The following is a 21,890-nucleotide window of genomic DNA, read 5'->3' on the forward strand; positions in this document are numbered from 1 at the left end:
ACAGGTGAGGAAAGATATTACAGAGCGGCTTTGACAAGTGCTGATTATGTACTTGGCGGCAATCCATTGGATATGACCTGGATGGTTGGACTTGGTCATCAGTCCCCACAGCAGATTTTGCATTTGGATAGCTGGCTTCATCCTGATGGGAGACAGGAGTTTGTCCCGGGGACTATCCCTTATGGCCCCACTTCCTATGGAGATGGCTGGCCACCGAACAACGGGCCTTGGAGCAGTGATTTCGCTTGGGAGAGAATTTATCCTAACAGGAATCAATGGCCTCTTCATGAAGGTTTTTTCAACAACCGCTATGCTGTACCGACCAATGAATATACAGTCCATCAGACCTCTGCCCCTGCAGCGGCTGTATTTGCCCTGCTTTCCAGTAAATCAACAGGTGATTTCCGTCCCAATCAGGCCCCAATAGTAAGTTTGAAACTACCTAAAAATATGGAAGTTGGCGGTTCTGAGTTTTTGGAAGTAGATGCCCTGGATCCTGATGGGTATGTGATCAGGGTAGAATACTTCTATGGGAAACAAAAAATCGGACAGTCTACCAAAGCTCCTTTTTCATTTTTATGGGAAAACATATCTGAAATTGAAAATGAAATCACAGCGATAGCGACTGATAATCAGGGCAAAAAGTCAAGAGCGGGGGATTTCCCAAATGTACGGCTTGAAGGGTTTGTTCTGAGTGAAGACTATGTAGAACTTGATTATGATGGGATCAAAAGGGTCAATGTTCTGGAATATGTTCCTGAAAATGCAATGATCAAAAGATTGGTTTGGGAATCTGAAAACAAGGAAATAGCCACAGTTGATCAGGAAGGTTTGATCAGGGCACAAGATGAGGGGATGACAAGGATTAGGGTCAGGTCGTTGGAAAACCCTGAATTGAACGCCATCATTGAAGTAAAAGTGAATTCATTGATTTTGGGTAATAATGAAAGTAAAGAAGAGCCGGTGGTTTACTTTCCCAATCCTGTGAAGGATGGGAAGCTGAATCTCCGGCTTCCTCTTTTTTCCAAAATCATTGATTTTGAAATTGTTGATGTCAAAGGAAGATTATTGATGAAAGGAAATATTAATCCCAATGAACTTCAACCTCAAATTGATCTGAGTTCCTTTTCACAGGGCATTTATATTCTAGTGTTGCAGGCAGAATTTGGAGTTCAACATTTAAAAGTGCTTGTAAACTGATTTTTAGATATTAGTGGCCTCAATTTTTGATTTCAAAAATTCCTTTGGACTTTTCCCAAAGTGATTTCTAAAACATTTACTGAAATATTTAGGATCGTTGAATCCTACAGCATAAGCAAGTTGTGAGGTGTTGTAATGATTTTCAAGCAGGACTTTGGCAGCATAATTCAACCGGCTGGTTTTAATAAATACCCCCAGAGATTCTCCTGTAGCTTTTTTGATTTTTTCATACAATAAGGTCCGGCTGACTCCAAGTTTTTGTGCGAAAAAATCAATATTGAGATCCTGATTGGTGATGTTTTCTTCTAAAATTTTTACCACAGACCGAATAAATTCTTTATGATTATTACTGACTTCAAGCTTATCTATATCTCCGATCAGGTTGTTTTCATATTTGGTTTTGACCGAATCTAGGGTTTTTAGTAAATTTTTGATGCGAAGTTCCAGCACCTCAATATTTATGGGTTTGGCCAAGTATTCGTCAGCACCAAGTTCAAGCCCTTTGTATTGATCATTTTTACTACTCTTTGCTGTCAAAAGAATGACAGGTATGTGCATTGTTTCCTGCTTTTCTTTGATGCGTCTACAAAGCTCAAAGCCATTCATTTTGGGCATCATCACATCTGACACTACCAATTCAGGTTTTTCTATTTCCAAAATGTCAATTGCTATTTTGCCATCAGTTGCGCGGATCACGTCAAAAGTATTGGACAGGGTGTTTTCCAAAAATTGCAAGAGTTCTTCATTATCCTCTACAATCATTACTTTTCGTTTTACCTCACTCGATTGAAGTTCAGGAATAGGCTTATCTTCGATTGATTCCTTATCGGCTAGGTTAAGTTCAGCATCAGGATTATTGATGAAATTATCCACAACTTCATTGTATTTGTAGGCATTTTTTTCAAGTGGTATCGTGATGGTAAAAGTTGTTCCGATGCCTTCTTCACTTTCCACATCCAAATGCCCGTGGTGCAGCTCAACCAATTTTTTAACCAGGGACAAGCCTATACCTGTTCCGAAAACATTTTGTGTATAATTGTTTTGAACCCTGTAGTATTGTTGGAAGATATTGTCGATTTCCGAAGAAGAGATTCCTATGCCTGTATCTTTAATGGATATCTGTACTGCCTGTTTCTGTTTGAGGTCCCGGATAAATTTGATATCGACTTCCACATCTTTTCCAGGATCTGTGTATTTGAATGCGTTGTTCAACAAGTTATATGCAATTTTCTCAATCTTATCCTTGTCAAAATACCCATTAAAGCTCTTAAGCTCAGAATTTACCTTAAGGCTGATATATTTTTTTTCAGCCACAAAATAAAATGAATCTATAATGGAATGAAGCGTTTTACAGATATCACCTTCGGATACTTCCAATCTCAAAACACCATCTTCCAATTTGGATAAGTCCATGATCTGTGTCACGAGCCTTAACAGTCTTGCACCGTTCTGATGGATGATGTTCACGTATTTTCGTTCCTTAAAAGTTAGATTTTTACCTTTTTGTAATTCCTCTATGGGACCAAGAATCAGCGAAAGCGGCGTTCTGAATTCATGGGAGATATTGGTATAAAACCGGGTTTTTATCCTGTCCAATTCGGAAAGTTGCTCTGATTGCTGTTGTATTTTTTTGTATTTGTTGGAATTGTCAAGGGCTATGGAGATATAAACCGCTATGTTTTTCAGCAGATTCACATTCTTCTGCTCAAATGCATTTTTATTTTTGCTTTTGACCACCAGTATTCCGATTACTTTATTGGAAGGGGACTGAAGTGGAATATATATTGCGCTGTTAATATGGTCTTTTTTATATTGATCATCAGGTTTGTCGAGATACATCTTGATATCCTCTTTGATGTTATTTGAAAAAACAGATTGGTTTTTCCTGTAAGAATAAATGGACAGCCTTTTTTTATTGTCCAAGTCAATGGATTGCTTGTCTATTTCACCATGAATTATTTCCCAATAATCCATGGAGTTATTGCTCTTATTTACTTCTCCTATGGCGAGATGGCTGGCATCTATCACTTCATTTAGCAGTTCATATATCTTTTGGTAAATATCCTTAAGATTAATGGAGGCTGTAATCTTTTTGCCCATTTCACTGAACAAGACCGTATTGCTGTTCTGGATTTTCAGTTCTTCGGATTGGCTGAGCAGTTTTTCATTTTGAAGGGTGATTTCTTGCTGTTTTTCCTGAATGACCTGAGTCCTCTGTCTTACCTGATCTTCCAATTTTCTTCTTTGCCTCTTTAACTGATTCACTCTCACAAAATAGATTCCTAAAACAAGGCTTACCAATAAAATCAATGCGAGCACTTTGAACCAAATGGTATTCCAGATTGGCGGGGTTACAAAAATTCTTAATGTTGCCTCATTTCTGCTCCAAATGCCGTTATTATTCGATGCCTTAACTTTAAAGGCAAGCCATTTGCCTTCCGGAAGATTTGAATAAGAAACGAATCGCCTGTTTTGAACATAATTCCAGTCTTTATCCACCCCTTCGATCATATAAGCATATTGGTTTTCTTCAGGATATAGGAAGTTCAAGGCTGCAAATTCGATCGAGAGTAGATTTTGATCGTGCTTCAGCATGATTTCGTCCTGATAAGAGGGAGATTTGGTTAAATAGTCTTCATCTATATTTTTCCCCTCTTCCAATTCCAGATAAGCCGGTTTTGTCTTAGCATCCTTGTTCAGAACACTGAAATTCACGATTTTGACAGGAGGCAAATGATCGTTGAGGGTAATTTGGCTTGGTTCAATGATGTTGAATCCATTGTTGCCACCCGCGTAGATATTACCGTCTTTGCTTTTGAGAATGGCATATTGATTGAATCCATTTGCTTGAACACCATCATTTTCATAAAAATTGGTCAACTCATTGGTTTTGAGGTTTAGGTACATGATTCCATTATTGGTTGTAACCCAAAGACCAGATTGATTGTCCAATTCAATTCCTTTGATTTCTTTATCTATCAAATCATTTTTGGATATGATTTCTCTTGTCGTTTGGGTAATTGGATCAAAAGCAGAGATATTGTTACTGACTACGATAAATTCTGAACCCGTATAAATGGTGTACTTGAAACTTGGATTGGAAAGGCCATATTTAAAAGCATACATAGTAGAATCTTTGACCATTCCACTTGGTCCTCTTACTTGAAAAAACGCGGGGTCAAGATGTTCGAATTTGATCTGTGAAGTACCGGAAAATATCCAAAGTTCATCGTTTTTATCATATATCAATTTTTGTATTCCATTGCTTTTCAATCCTTTTTCATATTCGGGGGTATTATTAAAATGTAAAAACTTTTGGTCTTTGAAACGGAAATAGCTGAGGCCATTATTACCTGCAATCCAAAGGTTTCCCAAACTATCTTCTACCATATCGAAAAGCACATTACTGATCAAGGTTTCGGATAGGTTTCGCTCGCTGAATTTAAAATTTTCACTTTTTCTGATTTGAGGGTCATAAACAGTAAAGCCCTCACGGGTACTGATTGCTGCGATTTTTCCATTTCGGAGTTTCAGCATTTTATGTGAAATTCCTGGAATGGTATTTGGCATTTCTGATGATTGGCCGGTTTTGGGAGTATATGAGAAAATCCCGCTGGACTTTGAAATCCAAATCTCGTTTTCATTTAATTCCATAAAGCCATGGATTTCCCTGTCTTTTGGATTTGTACTTTCATTTGCCACTAAGGTGAATTTGTCAGCACCATAATTGTAATAGTTTAATCCTCCTGCCAATACCCATATACCCTTATGATTATCCTCAAAAATAAATTCAACATTTCTACTGATCAGACTGTGCCTTTTTTGGGCATTGTCTTTTATAATTTGGAATTCCTTAGAAACTTTATCGAATAAAATCAATCCTTCTTCTGACCCAATCCAAAACTCGGATTCTGACTTGGCAAAAATCGTAAGTAATCTTTTATAGCCTTTTGAAAGGCTGTTTGGATTAAATTGGATTTGTTCTGATTTTTTGGTCAGGACATCAAAAATAATCAAGCCATCTCCGATGGTTGCAATCCAAAGTTTGTTGTTCTCATAGTGAAGGTCCTTTACCCATTGATTCCTGTCTCCTTTACCCAATACATTTTCAAAGTGTTCAAATGTATTTGAATCAGGGTCAAACTTGTGTAAACCTCCACCCCAGGTGCCAACCCAAAGGTTACCTTTACTATCCCCAACGATTTTCTCAATTTTACTGTAATTGTAGATTTCCCTGCTTCCCGGTGTGTCAAAAGGGAAGTTTTCAGCTTTGCCTGTAATGGGATCCAATTTGGATAGGCCAAACCAGGTGCCAAGCCAAATAACCCCCTGACTGTCTTTGAAAATTTCGTTGATCTGATTATCAGAAATGCTGTGAAGATCATCTATATCATGGACATACTTTATAATTTTATTTTCTGAGGGATTGTATTTGATAAGGCCTTGATTTTCTGTTCCAATCCACAAATACTCACCATCTGATAACAAACTGAGGATTCTGTAATTTTCGGAATCAAATATGATTTCATTGAAATTGACAAAGTTATAACCGTCAAACCTTACAATTCCTCGGGATCCTGCTATCCAAAGAAAGCCATCTTTGTCCTGCACCATATTGCCGGAACCAGGAAGTAACCCTTTATTATTGTTGTAATGCACAAAATTTACAGTTCCATGTTGCCCAAATCCATAAACAGAAATCAGCAAGAAAATGGATAAAAAAGCAACTGAAGTTTTCCTAATCATCTTTTTTTATAATATACAGTAATATAATCAGCTTTAATTTTCTGATCAATATTGACCCTTTTTTAATTTTTTAGAACAATCCTGACAATCATTCCCATTTCGATTTACAAATCTATAGAAGAGCTATAGGGGAAAATTAGGCATAAAAAGAGGAATTTTGATTTGAATCTGTTCCGACTTGTAGACAATATGTCTATTCCATTCCCAATCACGGCGAAAAAACACCTACCTGAGCATCCCCTTTATTTTTGGAATGATCAGGTTTTTGTTATCGAGTGATTAAATGGATGGAATTGATGGATTTTTGGACTTGTTAAAATTCCTCCTTATCAGATAAAATCTACCTCTACTTTTTTACATCATGTGCCAAATTGCCAAGGTCAATGTATCAGAAAACTGTTTGCATAACCTAAAACACATCATACTATGAAATTAACCAAAAAACTATTAACCCTCTTTATTTTGCTATCCATTGGATCAGTCCTGTTTAGCGCGTGTAGTGACGATGAAGATGAAGTGCCAACATGCAGCACGCCGAATTTAAGCACCATTTTTATTGGTTTAGGAAGCCAGTTTGAACAAATGGAATCTACAGGTACCAATACATGGGAATACTCAATTACTAATTTCGATTTGAATGAATTGTCATTGGTATTCGCCAACAACTCAAGCGGTAGCAATGCTACTTTTGGTGTAGCGCCGGGTACTGCTTCCGCCCCAAATTCAGGAACAGCAGTTCAAAAAGTTGTAGACGGGACAGTGACCTGTGGAGATAATGCACCGATAAATCTTACAGGGCTTCAAGGTCAGAATATTACCATAACCTTCAATTCATCTACTTTAGCTTACAGTGTTGCGACGGTGGCATTCAATCCTTGTACAGATTTTAGCAGAGAAGATTTCTTTATCAGATGGAGGAATTCTTCCAATGCTGCTGATTTTACTTGGGCACAGATGACCGCAGTAGACGGTGAGGATGGAGTTTTTACCATTTCTCAGCCAGCAGCCAATTTTTATTTGGAAGACGCCAGTTCGCCAAACTTTGGAGTCCAAATACTGGAATTCAGCAACCAACCTGATTACGGTGGATTGAACAACGGAGAGCTCTTTGCTTTATACAGGAATCAATTTGATGGAAGTAATTCTGGACCGGGATTCTGGAACTTTCCCCATCCGGTAGATGGTGTGACTTCGCAAACTGCAAGGTATATTTCAGTCAGTACCCGAAATGCTCAAGGGGAAGAAACTGTCATCTGTCCGAGGCCAGAAGATATAGATTCCAACAGAGGATTTAGGTTGAGATTTACCAATGCTGATGGTGAACTTATCATCCAACCATCAAATACCTTAAGGTATGTCATAGACACCTTTTCGGCTGAAGTGGCGGTATTTATCGAATAATGCTTAATCATCGAAAGGATTGGCTGTCCCGGCATTTTTGGGACAGCCATTTCTTTTAAACCAAAAATGTACAGTATGTTTAAAAACCTGGTAATTTTTGTTTTTCTTTTGACCACACACCTAAGCCATGGTCAGGAGATCATAAAGGGAATAGTTATTGATGAAAACTCACAAGCACTTCCTTTTGCAAGTGTTCTCTTAAAAGGAACCTCAAATGGAACAATCACTGATGAAGAAGGTAATTTTTCCATTGAAGCTAAACCAGGGGATATACTTACCATTTCATTTATTGGTTATGTATCTAAGTCTGTTGAGATAATTGATCTAAGCCCATTGAACATAAAACTTGATTTTGAAGCCTCGAATCTTGACGAGGTTGTGGTGATGGGTTATGGCACAACTAAAAAGAAGGATTTGACAGGGTCAGTGACTGTGATGGATACAGAGGAGTTGAAAAAATTCCCTGTTTCAAACATTGGTATGGCCATGCAGGGAAGACTCTCAGGAGTTCAGATCGTGAATTCCAGTCAACCGGGTACCAATCCACAGATTCTGGTCAGGGGCTTTGGGACTATTTTTGGAGACCCCAATCCTTTGGTGGTCATTGATGGACTTCAGACAGGTGTAGGTACGCTTTCCAATATCGATCCCAGTAGTATTGAGACCTTACAGGTGCTCAAAGATGCCTCAGCAGCTGCAATTTATGGATCTAGGGCTGCCAATGGCGTTATTATCATTACAACCAAAAAAGGTAAGGAGGAAAGCTTTCAGGTTAATTATAATTCTGAGTTTGGGATTCAAACAGTTGCCAACAGGTTTGACATGATGAACACAGCGGAATATGCTGAATACACCTCATTGCTATACAGAAATTCTTCCACGGGATTGGTTCCCCGAAATCCACCTTCATGGACCAGTAATCCCAATGTTTTGGCCATCAATACAGATTGGCAGGATGTGATTTTTCAAAGTGCATTGATGCAAAATCACAACATCAACTTTTCGGGAGGTGGAAAAAATAATACCTATTATTTTGGATTGGGATATTTAAATCAGGAAGGTGTCATTGCCGATTCGGGATTTGAGCGGTACAATATTCAGGTCAATACACAGTTTAAAAAATCCAGATTTACATTTGGAGAAACCCTGAATATTTTTGCCAGATTCAAACCTGAAACAGACCTTGCGAATACACCTGCCAACTTATATGGTGCTGCACCACAGATAAGTCAGTTTGATTCCAATAATCCCAATGGTCTGGGAGCTCCATTTCCTGAGATTACAGGGGGAAACAATATTGCAAACCCGCTCGCTTATCAATTCAGATCTATTCAGACCAATGCATTTGGTCTACTTGGAAACCTATATGGTGAAGTGGATTTGGGAAAGGGATTTAGTTTTAGGACTGACCTGAATGCCAACTTTACCAATACAAATTTTGAAAGGTACAGAGAGCCGGTATTTCAGTCTCAAGCAGCCATCAGTCGGACTGATTATGAAATTTTACTCAGAAACTCCACGTCCTTCGGTCTTAACTCAGAATCTTTGATCAGATACAGTCAAAATTTTGATAAGCACAATGTCTCTGCAATAGCAGGTTACACAGTTTTGGTAAATATCAACAGAAACGTAACTGTGTCAGCAAATAATGTGGAACCAGGTACAAAAGTCCCACAAACAGGTCTTAATCCTCAAGCAAGCGCAGGGTACTTTGAAGAAAGATTGGTATCTCAATTGGCAAGGGTCAATTATTCCTATGACTCTAAATATCTTTTGACAGCAAGTATTAGAAGAGATGGTTCTTCCAATTTTGGACAAAACAACCGTTATGGGGTTTTTCCTTCATTTTCTCTTGGTTGGCAAATGAAAGAAGAGGGTTTTATGAAAAACATCCAATGGGTGGATAATCTCAAAGTACGGGGAGGATATGGTGAATTGGGCAGGACTTTGGGTAGTTTTTTGGCAACATTGAACAGTGAAATCAGGTATCCTTGGGAAACCGGAATTATAGATGGGGTAGGACCATTGACCATTCCCAATGAAAACCTGAAATGGGAAACTGTTAAGCAGGCAAATATTGGAATAGATGCTGCTTTTTTCAATAACAAGCTTGTTGCGACATTGGACCTCTACAACAGACGTTCTGATGATATGATCATCAGATCTCCAATTCCTCAATATACAGGGATAGTTCAACAGCCATGGATCAACTTTGGAAGTATGGTCAATAAGGGAGTCGAAGTAGAATTGGCGTATAATAAAGTAGTATCCAAAGATTTTGATTACAGGGTTAAGTTCAATATCACCTTCAACAGAAACGAATTGCTATCCCTCAACAGTGCTCAGGATACACTTTTGGAGGCAGGAACTTTGACAACCATAGGACAGCCCGTTGCTGTGCACTATGGTTGGGTTACAGATGGGGTCAATCCCCAAAACGGTGCAATGAGATTCAAAGATTTAAATGACGATGGAATAGTGGATGGCAGGGACAGGATGGTGTTGGGAAGCCCACATCCTGATGCCTTTTTTGGAATCACATATGATGCCGTGTATCGGAATTTTGACATTTCGCTTTTCTTTCAGGGCGTAATGGGCAATCAGATTATGAATGAATCATTTCAATTGTTGGGCTCTACACATAGAGATAGAAACAGGTTAAGTTCTGTATTGGGAGATGCATACAGGTCAGATTCAAATCCGGATGGTCCATTGCCAATTATATCTTTAAGGGACGATAACAACAACGATAGAATATCGGAACGGTTCATTGAAAATGGCGACTATATCAGGTTAAGAAACATTCAGATTGGGTATACACTTCCCCCTGGTTTGTTGGGTAAAAACTTTTCAAAAGTCCGTGGATATGTGAGTGTGGTCAATGCTTTCGTCATTACAGGATACTCAGGATTGGATCCTGATTTGAACAATAATGGATCGGTGTTTTTGCTGGGAAGAGATTCCTTCAGGTATCCTCCAGTCAGAAGTTTCAATGCAGGAGTTCAGGTTTCATTCTAAAAAAGTAAGAATATGAAAAACAAGATATTCTTTTCAATAATGGTAATCAGTTTGTTGGTAGCGGCTTTGATCAGTTGTTCGGATGAATTTCTGAATGTCAGGCCAATAGATGCCATTACTTCGGATAATTTTTATCAAAATGAATCCCAAATGAACAGGGCTTTGAATGCCGCATACTCTTCGATAGGAAACAGAGGGATGTTTGGTTGGTGGCTCGGATTGATCAGAAATGTAAGGGGTGATAATACTGAAACTGTTGAGGCCAATGTCATTGCCCATAATAACTTCACTGTAAATGATACCGATATCAGGTTGTTCAACAGAAACAACGGTGATGGATTATGGAACAGTATTTTTGTGGGAATATTACGCTGCAACCTGATTATCGTCAATATGCCGGAGGCCAATATTCCAGAATTGGAGGTAAAAAACAGGATTTTGGGTCAGGCGCTTTTCTTACGTGCATTATACAATTTTTACCTGGTAGATTACTGGAATCAGGGCCCTTTGATATTGGAAGCCAACTATAATCTGACAGACATTCCTTTGTCAAACAGGGAACAGATTTATCAGGCCATAGAAATTGATCTTAAAAGGGTCATAGACGGGAATCTGCTTCCATGGGAATATAATGGATCTCCTGGATTTGAAAAAGGTAGGGCTTCTTTGGGAAGTGTTCATGCTCTTTTAGGCAAAGTGTATTTATTTCAGAATAAATTCACAGAAGCACAGGGACATTTTCAAACGGTAATCAATACCGGTGTTTATGAGCTTTTGCCTTTGAATGATGTTTGGACCATAAGGGGAGACAATGGACCCGAAAGTGTTTTTGAAGTACAATTCAATAATGCCAATGCGGGACCTAATGCATTCTTTGATGATGGTGTCAATGCGGCTGAGATTACCTTAAGAAATCAAACGATAGCACCCAATCAATACAATGGTTGGGAAAATGCCTTTCCATCACAAAGCTTGGTAAATGAATTCGAACCGGGAGATCTCAGAAGGGTACATTCGATAGTAATCCCGGGAGAACTTTTTCCAAATCAGTTAGAACCGTTTTTGGGATTGGCGAGGAATAGGGGAGCATTTGCCATTAAAAAGGGAATGAACAGTGGATTTTCCTCCGGAACCCCCAATGGAACAGGAGAGGAGAATTTCCCGATTATCCGCTATGCAGATGTTTTATTGATGGCTTCCGAAGCTATCATTAGAGGTGGTGGTGATCAAAATGTTGCAATGGATTATATCGATAGGGTGAGGGTTCGGGCATTTGGTTTGGAATCGGTACAGGAATTACGATCTGTCGGACTCGGGATTCAACAATATGCTTCGGGTAGGGGGATCAGTCTTTTTGAGGCCATCAAACATGAAAGAAGGGTAGAATTGTGTTTTGAAGGCCACCGTTATTCAGACTTGGCTAGGTGGGGAGACCTATCTACGAATCCAATCCTCGTTGACCGAGGCTGGTCTGCAGATAAAACCTATTATCCTTTGTCCAGAGAGGACATTGACCTTTCCTCGCTTTTTGGGAATTAGCCAGAATATCTGATTATAGGGAAAGGTTACTGAAAAACAAGAACTCGACACTTCCTCTTTCACCGCTTCCTTTGTACTTTTTACAAAGTTCATAGTACAGTATCCTTCTACTTTTTACCAAAAAATGACAAACATCATAAAATCACTTGATTATGATTAATATTTTTTAAGTTAAAAAGGCTCAATTTTGAAGTACCAAACAATTAACCAAGTGAAATATCTAAAATTTCTAAACAATGAATTTTTCAAAGAGGCAGGAGAGTTGTCCCGCTTTACTGCACGCTTTTTTAGGGAATTATCCAAACCAAAACAAGAATATGAAGAATTTATCCATCAATGTTATTGGATTGGATATAAGACATTGATGCTCGTTGGTGTCACTGCATTCATCATGGGACTGGTCATGACCATCCAATCCAGGCCAACATTGGTGGAGTTTGGGGCAGAGTCACTACTACCTTCAATGGTTTCGATTTCTTTGATCCGGGAAATCTCTCCGGTCATAACTGCCCTGATATGTGCAGGAAAAATAGGATCTGGATTAGGGGCGGAGTTAGGCTCGATGAAAGTTACCGAACAAATTGACGCCATGGAAGTATCAGGGACAAATCCCTTCAAATATCTGGTTGTTTCAAGGGTGATGGCTGCTACATTGATGGTGCCCATTTTATCCAGTTTGGCCAATGCCATTTCTTTATACGGAGCTTATTTAGGGGTGAATATCAGAGGACATGTGAGTTGGCACCTGTATTGGTTTCAGGTATTTGATGCATTGTCATTCGGAGATATCATTCCTTCTTTGATCAAGACTTTCTTCTTTGGATTTGCAATAGGTATAGTGGGATGTTATAAGGGTTTTAGTTCGCAAAAAGGTACAGAAGGAGTTGGCAGATCGGCAACTACGGCTGTTATAGTGGCTTCTTTGATGGTGTTTATCCTAGACCTTATCGCCGTTCAGGTTACAGACATATTGGGTTTGACTTAGAAAAAAGATGGAAACATTAGCCAAACACCCGGTAATAGAAGTGAAAAATGTCAATAAATCATTTGGGGACAATCATGTTCTCAAAGATTTTAGCATGTCAGTTTATCCTGGAGAAAATCTAGTGATTCTTGGAAAATCTGGATCAGGAAAATCAGTCCTGATCAAATGCATCATCAGTTTGATTCAAGCAGATAATGGAAAAATATTGGTATTGGACAGCCCTATCCAAGATTTGGAACAAGACGAACTTGATCATTTAAGGGCGGACATTGGATTTCTATTTCAGAGCAACGCCCTTTATGATTCGATGACGGTTCGTGAAAACCTGGAGTTTCCACTTCGTATCCATTGGACCAAAGAAGAGCGTGCCTTGGGTGCGGACGATGCGTTAAAGGAAGCTTTGGAAGATGTCGGTCTATTACATACAATAGACATGATGCCTTCAGAACTGTCAGGTGGTATGAAAAAAAGGGTTGCGCTGGCAAGATCGCTGATTTTGAGACCAAAGGTTATCCTATATGATGAACCCACAACTGGTTTGGATCCGATTACTTCGAGGGAAATCAGTGAGTTAATGGTGAGTGTGCAGAAGAAATATAATGCCACCTCGGTGATCATATCACATGATCTTAATTGCATCAGAATCGCTTCAACCCGTGTCATTATGCTTATCGATGGCACTTGTTATGCCGATGGGACTTATGATGAGCTCAATAAATCCACAGATCCTAAAGTAAAGGAGTTTTTTGAATAATTATGAAAAAGAAGAGAACAATAGAAAACACAAAACTTGGAGGTCTTGTGATCGCAGGAATACTATTTCTGGTATTTACCTTGTATATGATCGGAAAGAATCAGAACATGTTCGGTGCCTCCATTACCATAACATCAGTGGTAGAAAATGTTAGTGGACTCGTACCTGGAAATAATGTTCGTTTTAAGGGTATAGATGTCGGCACGGTGAAATCCATAGAAATGGCCAATGACTCTTCCATCCATGTTGACATGTATATTCAAAAAAAGATGGTTCCATTCATCAAAAAAAACGCACTAACAACAATTGGAACAGATGGCCTGATGGGTAACAAACTCATTCAAATTGTCCCCCAAGATGGGTTTGCTGAAAATGTGATCGAGGGTGATGTGATTTATTCCATTACTCCTGTGAGTACAGATGCCATGATGGAAAGACTTGGGTCAAGCAGTGAGTTTTTTGAAAAAACCACCGAAAACCTATACGAAATCACCTCAAAGCTGAATAAAAGCGAAAGCTTGTGGGCATTGCTTTCGGATTCATTACTGACCGGAGATATCAAAGGTGCAGTTGGTGAACTGAAGCTTGCAGCAGGAAGAGCATCAGAAATGGCTAGGGCAGGCAATCAATTGATGGCCAATCTGAAAGATGGAGAGGGATTGGTCCAGAAACTTTTCACAGATTCTATAGTGGCGGAGGATTTTACGCAATCAATAGAAAAAATAAAGGAATCAAGTAATCAAGCCTCAAAAATAATTGGTGATGTAAAAGTTCTTATAAAAAATCTGGAGGAAGGAGAAGGCACTGCAGGATTGATCCTTAAGGACAGTACTTTTAGGGAAGCGCTTTTGAATAGTATGTTAAATTTGGAAAGTAGCACCGAAAGCTTCAATGAAAATATGGAAGCCATGAGGAGCAATTTTTTGTTCAGAAGATACTTCAGGAGACAGGAAAAGCAAAATCAGAAAGAAATGGTAGAGGAGCAAAAAGGGGGCAAATGAACTGTTTTTACCCCAAATGATAACTTTTCTCCCAAAGTCTAAATCCACCCAAATATGCATTGTTGTTGGTACCCAATCTGCATTTTTCTGGAATTTGGGTAAGCAGTTTTGATTTTCCACCACCCAACACGATATCATCAGGTAAAAATGCGTTCTTAAATCTTCCAACCACAACCTCTACATGCTGTTGCCATTTTTCAGGACCCAATCTTTCAAGTCCTCTCAGGCCCAGATAGTCTTCAAAAGTACCTTTACGGTAAGACAGATGGGCAAGCTCCATAGGTACTACTGTACCCTCAGCTACAAGCGCTGAACCCAAGCCTGTACCCAATCCCAAAAACAACATGGTATCACCCTGATAAGACCCCAAGGCCTGCATGGCAGCATCATTGATCAACTTGACAGGTTTACCAAAAGCCTTTTCAAAATCAAAACCCAACCACCCATCTCCAAGGTTTTTTGGTTCAACTACGATTTTGTATTTTTTGATGACCCCCGGAAAACCTATTGAAATCACTTCATATTCCCAATCTTTCGTGGCTTCAAATACTAACGAAACCATCATTTCAGGCGTCATATAGTTACCGGAAGGAATTTTTCTTCTTTCTGCGTCATTATTGACTTTTACTTTGATGTTGGTGCCTCCGATATCGATGGTAAGTATTTTCAAGATTCCTGTTGGTTTGAGTTAAGCAGCGTTGATCTTTTTAATCATGCAAAAAAACGAAATTTAATTGAGGTTGGACAGAAAAATTATCAAAAGATGGCAAATGAGAAATTTTTGGGATAATGGTGTGTTTAATATTTTTTTTTGGAAACTTAGCGTCTTCGTGACTTTGTGGCAGTTTTGAATTTTTTGGCTACAAAGATACGATGTCACGAAGAGTTTATGGTGACGTTAATCCTTGCATTAAGTTTAATAAATTTGACGGTCTTCACCAATCTGATTGAATTATGAAAATATTGTTCCTTTTCCTTTTACTTCTTTCACCTCATGTTGACGGAAAACCCAACCCGGATAAAAAGCCAAACATTTTGTTCTTGATCGCAGATGATTGGTCCTTTCCACATGCAGGAGTTTATGGAGATCCTATGGTACGTACGCCTACATTCGACAAACTAGCTGCGGAGGGGGCTTTGTTTATGAATGCTTATACGGCTTCCCCTTCTTGTTCTCCTGCAAGGGCTTCTGTCCTTACCGGTAGGTATCCCCACCAAAATGAAGAAGGAGGAAACCTTTGGCCCGAATGGCCTGCCCAATATCCCACTTATGTGGGTTTGATGGAAGCGGCAGGTTATTTTACAGGTTCTACCAGAAAAGGGTGGGGGCCGGGTGATTATCAGGTTTCAGGTTTTAAACATAATCCTGCGGGGAAGGCTTTTGCTGATTTTAAGGATTTCTTTGAAGAAAGGACAGCAGGACAGCCATTTACCTTTTGGTTTGGGAGTACCGACCCACATAGGGAATATGTACCCAATACCGGAATTCAAACAGGGATGAAACTGGAAGATGTTCCTGTACCCGGTTTTTTCCCGGATCTTGATTGTGTAAGAAATGATATCCTGGACTACTATTTTGAAGTAGAGCGGTTCGATAGAGAATGTGGGCAAATTATCCGTATGCTTCATGAAGCAGGAGAATTGGACAATACCATCGTCGTGATGACAAGTGATAACGGCATGCCATTTCCACGCGCCAAAGCCAACCTCTACGATTATGGAACCAGGATGCCCTTGGTCATCCGATGGCCTGAAAAAGTCAAAGGAGGAACTGTTGTCAATAGCTTTATCAATTTTGTGGATTTTGCTCCAAGTTTTTTGGAAGCGGCTGATTTGAATTCTGATAGTATGAGCGGGGAATCATTTTGGGATGTGATAGCGGGAAATAAAAAAGGTAAATCAGAGGTGTTTTTGGAAAGAGAGCGTCATGCCAATGTCCGAAAAGGAGACCAAAGCTATCCTATGAGGGCGATTCGGAATCATCAATACCTGTATATCTGGAATCCTATGCCTGAACGATTGCCGGCCGGGGACCCTACTGTTCATCAGTCAGTCGGTCAGTATGGAGATGTAGATCATTCGATCACTAAATTCCTGATCATGGAAATGAAAGGAAAACACAAAGCAGGAACACCTGATTTCTATGAATTGACTTTTGGTCAAAGGCCGGAGGAGGAGTTATATGATGTAGTTATAGACCCTTTCCAGTTGAATAATCTTGCGGGGAAACCGGAATTGATTCTGGTTCAAACCCAACTGAGTGAACAGCTTAAAAACTGGATGACAGAAACTGGCGACTTAAGGGCCAAAGAACCCAGAACTTTGTATTGGGATCAAATCCGATATACCCCAACCTATCAGATGAAGGATGCAGATATTCCGGAAATGATCAATCAGTACAGGATTATTCCGCCATTTGGCCCGAATTCCCGAGAAGGTATTCCTTGTTTGGAAGATTGACTTCCATAAGATATTAAACAATAACCTGCTAAATTGTCTTTTCAAGGTATGTGGCAGCTAATGTTATTCTTGTTTCTTAGTTTGTATGCTAATCCTTCGAAGATGAAAGATCCTTTAATATTTGAATTTGGAACCAAGAAAGATTTTGGCAAATGGTCAATTATCAATGATGGTGTCATGGGTGGGCTTTCCCAGTCCAAAGTGACTTTGGATGGAGATGCTATTCTTTTTGCAGGAAATGTTTCTTTGAAAAATAATGGAGGCTTTGTCTCACTCCGCAGTGCTTTGGGCAATTATGACCTTTCCGCTTTTAAGTATTGTGAAATCCGCTTCAAATCAGACACCAAGCGGATGTTTGAAATCCTGATTGAAAAAGATACCCCGTTTTATCTCCCCAAATTCAGGGTGAAATTTGGTGCAACACAAAAGGAATGGGAAACCATCACCATACCTCTTCGCGATTTTGAAATCAGTAAAATGGGTGACACCTTGCAACAAGGGATTGACCCTGAGGTCTTGAAAGGCATTCAGCGGATTGGTTTTATTTTAGCAGACGAGCAGGAGGGAAGCTTTCAGTTGTGGATAGATTATTTGAAGTTTTATTGATTTTTTCAATAGGAATGGTGTTTTAGCCCATTCACAATAGATGGTATATAGAAATCGGCTTTAGCCAAAAGAGTTAGGCCCAGTTCGTTAGTTTCCAAACTCTTAAGATCGAAGATTTCAAAAAACCAAGATTTAAATACCAAGGGCATTGAATCATTGGATTCCTGATACTGTTAATGAGGTTATTCAAAATCCATTTATATGTCTTCGGTTAATTATTTCAATAAAACAGCAGGTTGGAATCTTCAGCATACTTATGGAAAACTTCCTTCCGGGTTTTTTACCTATCAGCAACCTGTTCCAGTCAAAAACCCAAAAACGGTTATTTTGAATGAGGATTTGTGTAAGGAATTGGGATTGGATTTTTCAGATTTTCCTCCTCAGGAGATTGCCCTGCTATTTTCAGGAAATAAAACCCCTCAGGGAAGTCAACCTTTGGCACAGGCGTATGCAGGACATCAGTTCGGTAATTTAACCATGTTGGGTGATGGCAGGGCCATTCTGATCGGTGAACAAAAATCTCCAAACGGAAGCCTTGTGGACATGCAGTTAAAAGGTTCTGGAAGGACTCCCTATTCCCGTGGAGGGGATGGTCGGGCTACGCTTAAGTCCATGTTGAGAGAATACCTTATCAGTGAAAGCATGTTCCATTTGGGCATACCGACCACAAGGTCTTTGGCTGTAATTGAAAGTGGTGAAACGGTTTACCGAGAGAAAAGTCAGACAGGCGCCATATTGACTAGAACAGCTCAAAGCCATATCCGGGTGGGTACCTTTGAGTATGCAAGGCATTTCCTGACTTTGGAGGAGCAAAAGGAGTTGACCAATTACACCATAGGAAGACATTATACTATGCTAATAGGAGAGGAAAATCCAGCATTGGCACTACTTAAGGCGGTAATGGAAAAGCAGGCAGCCTTGGTGGTGGATTGGATGCGTGTGGGTTTTATCCATGGGGTGATGAATACGGATAATATGAGCATTGCAGGAGAAACCATTGATTATGGACCCTGTGCTTTTATGAATACCTATAATCCCAAAACAGTTTTCAGTTCCATTGATGTCAATGGCCGCTATGCCTACGGCAATCAGCCCTACATCACCCATTGGAACCTTTCTATTTTGGCAGGAGCCTTACTTCCCCAGATTCATGCTGACCAAAAGCAGGCCATTGAATTGGCACAGGAGACCTTGAATGCTTTTCAGGAAATATATGAGGAAAAGTGGTTGACCATGATGCGCGGAAAATTAGGGTTAATAGAAAAGGAAGCATCTGACAAACATATCATCGAAGACCTATTGGCCTTGATGCAGCAATTTGGTGCGGATTACACTAATACTTTTGTAGCACTACAGACCGGTGATCTTTCGGGAGAGGCATTTTATGAAGCTTCGGCCTTTCAGGAATGGTACCTGCATTGGGTGAAGCAGGTTACCCGGAATGGCAGGAATTTGGAAGAGGTTCAAAAGTCCATGGCTCAATATAATCCATATTTTATCCCAAGAAACCATCTAGTCGAAGAAGCTTTAGATAATGCCTCATTAAATAATGATTATCAGTTATTTAAAGAACTTGATCAACTTTTGAAAACACCCTACAATCCTGACTCGACCAAACTCCATTTTCAGTCTCCACCTCCTAATGGAGATGCCGGATATCGGACATTTTGTGGGACTTGATGGGAGCCGCCGTCATGCTGAGGCAGGAAGCATCTCCCGAGGTACAGGAAAAAGATAATTTTAGCAAGAAGGGTCGATTTATTATTAATTCAAACGTCTATAGGTACCCCAAGAGATCCCTCGTACCTCGGGATGACCTAATCTGTGCTGGCGTCATGCTGATCCCGATAGCTATCGGGAGAAGCATCTCCCGAGGTTCAGGAAATGGATAAATTGAAAAAACAATGGAATAATATCCATCACCTTTTTGTATCTATAGAGTTCCTTCTGCCTCGGGTTGATGCCTATGTGAAGGTCATGCTGATCCAGATAGCCAGAAAAGCAGCTTCCGAAGTAAGGAAAAATTTATTCTCAACTAAATTAGTATAAATATGGAAAAAGGAGGAGCTGTATATATGTTTACCAACAAATTAAATACAACACTCTATATTGGAGTAACAAGTAATTTACAAAAGCGAGTTTTTGAACATCAAAACAACATATTTCCAAACTCATTTGTCTCTAAGTACAATTTGAAAAAAATCATATATTATGAAGGGTTTCACTCCATTGAAGAAGCAATTGGCAGGGAAAAACAATTAAAGGGTTGGAGTAGAAAAAAGAAGGAAGATTTAATTGCCACCATGAACCCAAAATGGATTGATTTGACAAATGAAATAATGAGTTGGTGAATGAAGAAAACTCAATTATTTGGTTGGAATGAACTTTCGAAGATTAATCGTATCTCGAGATAACTGGTAGGTCTCCGTCATGACGTAGGAAAGTCTGCCTCAAGGATCAGGAAATGATCGATACAAACATAAATGGGACCTCTGGAGATTCCTCGTACCTACCAATGACATACATCTGAGCGGCAGGTCATGCTGACGTAGGAAGCATCTCCCGAGGTACAGGAAAAAGATAATTTTAGATAGAAGGGTCGATTTATTAGTAATTCAACCCCCTATAGGTACCTCGAGAGATTCCTCGTACCTCGGAATGACGGCTAACTTGATGCCGTTTCCCTATCCGAACATTTGAAATGTTACATACGCAAAACCCTCCCTACTTCTGATGAAAAGTCTCCGAAACAAATCCCAAAACCTCCGGCAATGATTCCCTCCAATAGGTCCAATTATGGGCACCGTCCCGGATTCTGAATTCATGGGGGATTTCCTTCTTTTTCATGGCAATATGTACCAAGCTGTTTCCCTCATACAAAAAATCATCGTCTCCACAATCAAAATACCACTTGACGGATTTCATCGCTTCAGGATCATTGAGTTCAATTTGTCTAAGGGATTGGTGTCTATCGAAATATCCCTCTAATGCACCAGGGTTTTTTATTGTTATCTTTTGGTTTTCCAATCCTTGTTTGAATTCATCAAAAGAATTGTTTCTCACCGAGGCACTCAAGGGACATGCTGATGAAAAAAGGTCCGGACGGTGCATGGCATAGAAATAGGAACCACCTCCTCCCATGGAGAGCCCTGCTATGGCCCGGTATCTTTTTTCGGATTTGATCCTGTATTTCTTTTCCACTTCGGGCATGAGTTCCTCAAAAAAGAAATCCTCATACCGCCACTCATTGTTGACATCGTTGAAATAGCCCCGTCTTCCGGTATTGGCATCCGGCATGACGATGATCATAGCTGTGGCTTTGCCTTCTTTGATGGCCTTATCGGCAATGTGCTGCACTTCCCCAAATTGCACCCATCCCGTTTGGTCATCTCCTCCACCATGCAGCAAGTATAGCACAGGGTAGGAGCGTTGTGAAGTTTCATATCCGGGAGGGAGGTAAATGGCGTATTTCCTTTCCATATTGAGGATTTTACTGTTCATTGAGAGGTTATCGAATACTTTGCTTTCTTGAGCTTTTAGGGATTGTAGACTTAAAGTAAGAATTGCCAGTAAGAGAATTTTCAATCGGTTCATGGTGTTTGGGTTTGATTTTATGAATTTATATTTATGAGTATCTGCAAGGAAACGTTTTGTTTTATTGGATTCTTGACCCTAGAATGGTTTTCAATGATTTAATATATAGTCACTTTTTTTCTTGACAAAAAAAGTAACCAAAAAAGTCAAGACGGCGGAATCCTATCAGCGCGCGAGGCCAAGGCCGGCCCGGTCCGCCGTCGTCCTTCCCGCGTCCTCCCTGAAAGATTGCATGAAGATTAAGGGTTATAGGAAACCGGGCCTACGAGCAATATTATGGGTAGTCAAACATCCTTATTTAAGACCTATCTTCTAGAGTCACCCCTTCAATATATTGCTAAAAACCCCCATAACAAACAATTACTTGCCATAAGGATACAAACTGCATCCAACGGTCAATTTATCCTTTTGAACCCAATTCAAAAAACCTATATTGAGCTGTAAAACCTTGAATTATGAATAGAAGAAAATTTATCCAAAACACATCTATTGCCTCCATGGGATTGGCATCCCTGCCATTTTCTAATTTATACGCCACGCAGGATTCAATCAGAAAATTTAAAATCTCCCTCAATCCCGGAATCAT

General features: G+C 39.7%; 14 protein-coding genes. 11 read left to right on the forward strand and 3 right to left on the reverse strand.

Features of this window, described 5'->3' with window-relative positions:
* On the forward strand, window positions 1-1,200 hold a 1,200-nt coding region (locus tag ACEW8U_RS23485), incomplete at its 5' end, for a glycoside hydrolase family 9 protein (protein WP_373524495.1).
* A 3-nt stretch (window positions 1,201-1,203) separates the two neighbouring features.
* Here the strand turns inward: ACEW8U_RS23485 and ACEW8U_RS23490 are convergent.
* Complete coding sequence (locus tag ACEW8U_RS23490) at window positions 1,204-5,946, reverse strand: ATP-binding protein (protein WP_373524496.1); 4,743 nt, start codon at window positions 5,944-5,946, stop codon at window positions 1,204-1,206.
* 426 nt (window positions 5,947-6,372) lie between these two features.
* On the opposite strand from ACEW8U_RS23490, the gene ACEW8U_RS23495 reads away from it, so the two are divergent.
* The 6 genes from ACEW8U_RS23495 (at window position 6,373) to ACEW8U_RS23520 (ending at window position 14,644) form a co-directional block, all read left to right on the forward strand.
* A complete protein-coding gene (locus ACEW8U_RS23495; RefSeq protein WP_373524497.1) occupies window positions 6,373-7,347 on the forward strand; it encodes a hypothetical protein in 975 nt (324 codons plus the stop codon).
* A gap of 75 nt (window positions 7,348-7,422) precedes the next feature.
* Window positions 7,423-10,365 (forward strand): SusC/RagA family TonB-linked outer membrane protein, encoded by a 2,943-nt coding sequence (locus ACEW8U_RS23500; protein ID WP_373524498.1) that lies wholly within the window; start codon window positions 7,423-7,425, stop codon window positions 10,363-10,365.
* Window positions 10,366-10,377: 12 nt separating this feature from the next.
* Window positions 10,378-11,904, forward strand: coding sequence for a RagB/SusD family nutrient uptake outer membrane protein (locus tag ACEW8U_RS23505; protein ID WP_373524499.1), 1,527 nt, complete (start codon window positions 10,378-10,380; stop codon window positions 11,902-11,904).
* 211 nt (window positions 11,905-12,115) lie between these two features.
* A complete protein-coding gene (locus ACEW8U_RS23510) occupies window positions 12,116-12,889 on the forward strand; it encodes an MlaE family ABC transporter permease (RefSeq protein ID WP_373524500.1) in 774 nt (257 codons plus the stop codon).
* 7 nt (window positions 12,890-12,896) lie between these two features.
* Entirely contained in the window at window positions 12,897-13,643 is a 747-nt protein-coding gene (locus ACEW8U_RS23515) for an ABC transporter ATP-binding protein (protein ID WP_373524501.1), read from the forward strand.
* Window positions 13,644-13,645: 2 nt separating this feature from the next.
* Window positions 13,646-14,644, forward strand: coding sequence for an MlaD family protein (locus ACEW8U_RS23520; protein ID WP_373524502.1), 999 nt, complete (start codon window positions 13,646-13,648; stop codon window positions 14,642-14,644).
* Window positions 14,645-14,651: 7 nt separating this feature from the next.
* Here the strand turns inward: ACEW8U_RS23520 and ACEW8U_RS23525 are convergent, their stop codons facing one another.
* Window positions 14,652-15,314, reverse strand: a complete 663-nt coding sequence (locus tag ACEW8U_RS23525; RefSeq protein ID WP_373524503.1) for an ROK family protein — start codon at window positions 15,312-15,314, stop codon at window positions 14,652-14,654.
* A gap of 284 nt (window positions 15,315-15,598) precedes the next feature.
* On the opposite strand from ACEW8U_RS23525, the gene ACEW8U_RS23530 reads away from it, so the two are divergent.
* From ACEW8U_RS23530 to ACEW8U_RS23545, 4 genes are all read left to right on the forward strand, one after another.
* Window positions 15,599-17,104, forward strand: a complete 1,506-nt coding sequence (locus ACEW8U_RS23530; protein ID WP_373524504.1) for a sulfatase — start codon at window positions 15,599-15,601, stop codon at window positions 17,102-17,104.
* A 102-nt stretch (window positions 17,105-17,206) separates the two neighbouring features.
* Complete coding sequence (locus ACEW8U_RS23535; protein ID WP_373524505.1) at window positions 17,207-17,710, forward strand: CIA30 family protein; 504 nt, start codon at window positions 17,207-17,209, stop codon at window positions 17,708-17,710.
* A 201-nt stretch (window positions 17,711-17,911) separates the two neighbouring features.
* The gene (locus ACEW8U_RS23540; RefSeq protein ID WP_373524506.1) at window positions 17,912-19,390 is read left to right on the forward strand and encodes a YdiU family protein; all 1,479 of its coding nucleotides are present in this window, start codon (window positions 17,912-17,914) and stop codon (window positions 19,388-19,390) included.
* Window positions 19,391-19,761: 371 nt separating this feature from the next.
* Complete coding sequence (locus tag ACEW8U_RS23545) at window positions 19,762-20,061, forward strand: GIY-YIG nuclease family protein (protein ID WP_373524507.1); 300 nt, start codon at window positions 19,762-19,764, stop codon at window positions 20,059-20,061.
* A gap of 373 nt (window positions 20,062-20,434) precedes the next feature.
* Here ACEW8U_RS23545 and ACEW8U_RS23550 read toward each other — a convergent pair whose 3' ends face one another.
* On the reverse strand, window positions 20,435-21,304 hold the full coding sequence (locus ACEW8U_RS23550) for an alpha/beta hydrolase (RefSeq protein WP_373524508.1): 870 nt from the start codon (window positions 21,302-21,304) through the stop codon (window positions 20,435-20,437).
* Window positions 21,305-21,890 lie beyond the last annotated feature (586 nt).

Source organism: Aquiflexum sp. (assembly GCF_041751335.1).
Classification (GTDB): Bacteria; Bacteroidota; Bacteroidia; order Cytophagales; family Cyclobacteriaceae; genus Aquiflexum.